General features: G+C 63.6%; 6 protein-coding genes. 3 read left to right on the forward strand and 3 right to left on the reverse strand.

Translation table 11 applies throughout. The features are described 5' to 3' along the window. From AC1DRP_RS35135 to AC1DRP_RS35145, 3 genes are all read right to left on the reverse strand, one after another. Positions 1-180: hypothetical protein (locus AC1DRP_RS35135; protein ID WP_476770960.1), on the reverse strand; the 180-nt coding region annotated here is incomplete at its 3' end. A 166-nt stretch (positions 181-346) separates the two neighbouring features. After that, the gene (locus AC1DRP_RS35140) at positions 347-1,036 is read right to left on the reverse strand and encodes a hypothetical protein (RefSeq protein WP_476770961.1); all 690 of its coding nucleotides are present in this window, start codon (positions 1,034-1,036) and stop codon (positions 347-349) included. A gap of 519 nt (positions 1,037-1,555) precedes the next feature. Beyond that, positions 1,556-2,185, reverse strand: coding sequence for a 2OG-Fe(II) oxygenase (locus AC1DRP_RS35145; RefSeq protein ID WP_441493060.1), 630 nt, complete (start codon positions 2,183-2,185; stop codon positions 1,556-1,558). A 435-nt stretch (positions 2,186-2,620) separates the two neighbouring features. Between AC1DRP_RS35145 and AC1DRP_RS35150 the strand changes: the two genes are divergently transcribed. The 3 genes from AC1DRP_RS35150 to AC1DRP_RS35160 are packed head-to-tail and all read left to right on the forward strand — an operon-like array spanning position 2,621 to position 4,532. Then, positions 2,621-3,577 (forward strand): metallophosphoesterase family protein, encoded by a 957-nt coding sequence (locus tag AC1DRP_RS35150; protein WP_476770962.1) that lies wholly within the window; start codon positions 2,621-2,623, stop codon positions 3,575-3,577. A gap of 37 nt (positions 3,578-3,614) precedes the next feature. Further along, positions 3,615-3,950 (forward strand): cupredoxin domain-containing protein, encoded by a 336-nt coding sequence (locus AC1DRP_RS35155; RefSeq protein ID WP_441493058.1) that lies wholly within the window; start codon positions 3,615-3,617, stop codon positions 3,948-3,950. A 39-nt stretch (positions 3,951-3,989) separates the two neighbouring features. Further along, a complete protein-coding gene (locus AC1DRP_RS35160) occupies positions 3,990-4,532 on the forward strand; it encodes a sigma-70 family RNA polymerase sigma factor (RefSeq protein ID WP_441507894.1) in 543 nt (180 codons plus the stop codon). Positions 4,533-4,579: the final 47 nt, after the last annotated feature.

Genomic DNA, 4,579 nt, shown 5'->3' on the forward strand with positions numbered 1-4,579 from the left:
GCTGAGGACCGTGCGGCCGCTTACACGCCAATAGAGGGAGAAGGGGCGTCTTCCATAGTCGCCGATCGCGAGCCTGCCCAGCGTAAGTCCGCGAATGAGCGTCTTGCCCGTCAGATAGCCGATGATCTGAAGAATGAACTCGACCATCAGACCGAGCACCGCATCCAGCAAAATCGCCACCTCCAGTTATGGACTTCCGCTTCTGACAGCTGAGAGGGCCGAAAACCCTCCCGGCCACACCGCGCCGGCTCTCTTCGCATGGCCCTGTGCGCCGCTGCTGACGGCGGCAGGCGCTGTCGGCCCTGGGCAGGCAGCCCAGGCTCCCGGCTCGCGAATTCCCCTGGCCTCAGTGTCGCGGCTCGCCGCCACCCTTCAACTCCACCTCAAATCGCAAGAGCTGGTCGAACAGCGGCGCCTTCCGGACGTCATCGTCGAGCCCGCCATCGGGCCTCTTCTCCGATCTTCGGCTCTCGAGTAGTCCGAGCCATGACAGCGGCCGGAGCACCCGCGTCGTCAGGGCGAACTCGGGAAAGTCGGGAGCAATCGGGTCCCCGATGGTCTCCATGATCGTACAGGCCGGCATCAGGTCCTTCGCATGGGACCAGCCATGCGCCGTCACCAACAGGCTCCACAGGATCACGCCCATGTGGTGCTGGGGCCAGAACTCCAGCGGGTTCCGGTCGAAGTCCTGGAGGTTCACTTTCCAGAATGTCGCTTCGAACAGCGCGGCGAGCAGCGCCGGGGCGGCCTCGGGCGCCAGCATGGCCTTGCCTGCCTTGCTCGCCTTCAGGACCCCCGAGCGTTTCCGCAGGAGCCGGGCCGCCTGCAGCACGATCCGTGTGAACAGGACCCCGTAGGCATCGTGCTCGTTGATGACCTTGTTCGTCGCGAGCGTGGTGGCCCTGTCGTATCCCGGCCACTCCGTCCGGTCGAAGACATGCCGGACATCGGCCCGCTTCAGGGCTCCGGCAGGGGTGAGGACCAGTCCGCCCTTCTCCACGGCAAGCGCCAGCAGGAGCCTCGCGGCGATGACCATGGGAGCCTGAAGGGCGGCCTCGACGGAGACTCTATCAGGCGTGAGGCGAACGGCCTGCGGGACCTTGCCGGGCGGCTCAAGGAGCGCCTTGAGGGAGGCCGGCTGAAGATGGGCCCAGGCGGGGGGAAGGTCTGTCACGGGGAGAGGGTAGGCGGGCCGGAGCGATTGCTCAACACTGCGTTTCGCGGGAGGTATGGGCCTCGGCGGTGACACAGGGCCGGTGACACGAAGTCATGCCTGATGGTCTATCGACGCCGTGATTTAGTTGCGATTTTTGCGCCGAACGACCTGTCTGGCCAAGGGCGCAAGGCTCTCGGTCCCGGGTTTCGGTCAGCCGCCGCAATGGCCCGCGGAAGGCCGGCGCGAAACCTTCGCCGGTCTGCCGAGCGGGCCATTCACAAGGAACCAAGAGCATGCTGCGAAAAAGTGGCAACGGTTTTTCGCACTAAGCATGCTCTAAACTATGAGAGTCGATCACGTTTTCTGCGTTTGGACGATTTCGTCCAAACGCAGCGCGATCTAGCGGCCGAAGATGCTCTTGAAGAACTTCGCGACCGTGTTTCTGCTCTTCTTGCGCTCGAGTTCGGATGCGTCGGTGATCCACGCCGTCTGCACGACACGCCGCTCGCCCGCGAAGGGCTTGTGGCCGTGCCAGGAATTGTCGGAGCGCAGGAAACCGAAAACGGCACCCATGGTCGGAGGCACCTCGCAGGCGAAGGGCTCGAAATTCGTGCCGTCATAGAGCACGCGCAGCCGGCCTTCCGCATCCGGTGACCAGTCGTCGTTCAGATAGAGCAGCACGGTCATGACCTTGCTCGGGCCATCGGTGTGAATGCGGCCGTCCTTGGCCTGCGAGAGCTTTCGGACGGTGGTCAGCCGCGGAAAGGCGTGGAGGTCTTTTCCAAAGCGCTGCGAAAGCACCTCGGTGAGGTCCGGGCTCTCCATTTCATCGATCAGCTGTTTAAAGCTTCCCGCCAGCTCGATATCGTCGACGGTCAGATAGCCAGGCTTCGTAATGGCCGGGTAATCCCGACGTATATCCGGGATGGCCTCAGGCCTGAGAAAGTTCTCACCAAGGAAATGCGGATAAGGTTGCAGTGAGAACGCACTGTCGCGGATCGCATCTGCATTGAGTAGCTTGAGAGCCATAGCCGTGGTCCCTTAGTAAATTACATTCGGTAATTTCGACCGGTGGTAGACATACAAGAGCTGCTGACCGTGCCTGCTCGCGCTGGAGAAGGAGCCAAGGCTTGCAGACAGGAATCGAGCAGCCGAAATCGTATCTTATCCATACATGCGAGCCTTCACGATGCAAAATTGCTTGTCTGGTCCGCGGCGAAACCGTTCGGCGGGCGAGAATTCGCATTGTGTCGGCGCTGCGATTGCCGGAGGCGCGGCCCGCTTTCTGCTTCGATCCGGCTGTCTGGGCGGGCGCGGTCCATCCTCCGCACGCTCATGCCGCGGACCGAGCGTCGCATTGCTGCGCAGCACCGATGACGAAAATTCGCATGGTCGGGAATAAACGGCGCTGAAGACCTGTCTTCTCAATGAACGCAGCGTGGTTGCGTTCTTGGGAGATCGACCATGACACATCATCGGATCGATACTGAGCGGCCTGCCACCACACGCCGCGAGACGCTCGAATGCATGATCTGGGCCGGAACCGGCGTGCTTTGGACGGTTGCGAGCGGGGTGCCGGTCTCGCTGGGCCTCCTCGGCAGGGCGGAGGCGGCAGAAGCGGTCACCAAGGGGTTCACCTTCCTGCAGATATCCGACAGCCATGTCGGCTTCGACAAGGCTGCGAACCCGCATGCTCTCGACACGCTCACGGAGGCTATCGCCCAGATCGGGGCGCTCCCGGCCAAGCCCGCCTTCATGATCCATACGGGCGACATCACGCATCTCTCCACGGCCGCTCAATTCGATGATGCGGCGCGTGTCATCGGCGGCGCGAGGCTCGACGTTCACTACGTGCCTGGCGAACATGACGTGATCGACGAGGGTAACGGGCAGGCCTATTCGGAGCGGTACGGCAAGGGCAAGCAGGGCGCCGGATGGTATTCCTTCGACGAAGGCGGCGTGCATTTCATCGGCCTGGTCAATGTCGTGAACCTCAAGGCTGGCGGGCTCGGTCAACTCGGGCCGGAGCAGCTGAAATGGCTCGCCGACGATTTGCGCGGCCGCAGCGCCTCGGCTCCCATCGTGGTCTTCGCGCATATCCCGCTCTGGACGGTCTATGCCGATTGGGGCTGGGGCACCGCCGACAGCACGCAGGCGCTTGCGCTGCTCAAGCCCTTCGGGTCCGTCACCATCCTCAACGGCCATATCCACCAGATCATGCAGAAGGTGGAAGGCAWTGTGACCTTTCACACTGCAAGGTCCACGGCCTTTCCGCAGCCGGCGCCGGGGACCGCCTCCTCGCCCGGTCCCCTGACCGTCCCGGCTGGCGAGTTGCGCAAGTTCCTCGGCATTACGAGCGTCGCCATTCGCCCGGGCGCAAACGATCTGGCGATCATCGACAGCACGCTCGCGCGCGGCTGAACGAGGGATGGCGTAACCGTGCAATCGGGAGAGCGACATGACTTGCAGGCACAGGCCCCTCTGGGCTGCGGGCGCGATCATCGTCCTGTCGGTCCTCGCCGCATCCCGTCCCGCGGGGGCGGAGGAGGCGCTGGTGAGGATCTCCAACTTCGCTTTCGTTCCGCCGGACCTCACCGTGAAAGCCGGAACGACGGTCACGTTCCGGAACGAGGATGACGAACCGCATCTGGTTGTCGCGGGTGACGGCTCGTTCAGATCCCGCGCGCTCGATACGAAGGACAGTTTCGCGTATGATTTCACCCTGCCGGGGGAGTTTTCGTATTTCTGCAGCCTTCATCCGCATATGCAGGGAAAGATCCGCGTTTCCCGCTGATCGGACCTTGTGGCCGGGTGTCCAGACGGCGAGCCGACAGTGGCAGCAAGCGGCGACCCTTCCGCCGAACGGTTTCGCGAGGTGGTGTTGCCCCATCTTGCGGATGCGCTGGCCTTCGCCCGCTGGCTCACGGGCAATGCACATGATGCAGAAGACGTCGTCCAGGAGGCTTGCCTTCGCGCCTATGCCGGGATCGGAACCTATGCAGGCGGCAGCGCTCGCGCCTGGCTTCTCGCGATCGTGCGCAATGCCTGTCACACATGGCTCGCCAGGAATCGCGGGCCGATGCTCGTGCCGCTCGACGAGGTCACGGATGCGGATCTGCTGGCTTCTGGCCCATCAGGCGATGACGATGCGGAGGCGGCCATGATCGCCCGCGCCGACGCGGCAGAGATCGAAGCGGCGATTGCAGCGCTGCCCCCGCCGTTCCGCGAGGTTCTCGTGCTGCGCGATATCAATGGGCTGGGCTATCGCGAGATCGCCGATCTGATTTCGGCGCCGATTGGCACCGTCATGTCCCGCCTGTCGCGAGCCCGCACGATCCTGATCCGCCAGCTTGGGGGACGCAATGACCGAGCGTGACGGCCAGCCCATCGATCCAGGCGAAGCGCGGCTGCTTCTGCACGCTC

The organism is Allobosea sp. 01N443 (assembly GCF_056399325.1).